Source organism: Kamptonema formosum PCC 6407 (assembly GCF_000332155.1).
In the GTDB taxonomy this organism is placed as follows: domain Bacteria; phylum Cyanobacteriota; class Cyanobacteriia; order Cyanobacteriales; family Microcoleaceae; genus Kamptonema; species Kamptonema formosum.
Window position 1 is genome coordinate 83,265 of sequence record NZ_KB235906.1, and the last position, 247, is coordinate 83,511.

At 40.1% G+C, this 247-nt stretch carries 1 protein-coding gene; it reads left to right on the forward strand.

The window, feature by feature from the left end:
* A partial coding sequence (locus OSCIL6407_RS33105; RefSeq protein ID WP_234709967.1) for a hypothetical protein occupies nucleotides 1-199 on the forward strand: 199 nt, incomplete at its 5' end.
* Nucleotides 200-247: the final 48 nt, after the last annotated feature.

The window sequence follows — 247 nt, forward strand, 5'->3', positions numbered from 1 at the left end:
ATCAAAACTTTGCCCGTATTCTTGGTTTAAAAGTCCCACAGATATCATCGGACTGACAGATTACGATTTGCCTATTCCCGAAGAACAAGCTGAACACTACCGCGCAATCAGCCGCGACATTCTCGAAACTAATACTCCCCAATATCACTTACTTAAAACTTTTACTTCTGCACTGCCAAATAGCTCGACAATAAGATAAATACACTTAATTTTCGTCTGTATTGGCTGTGAATGCGATGACTTACTG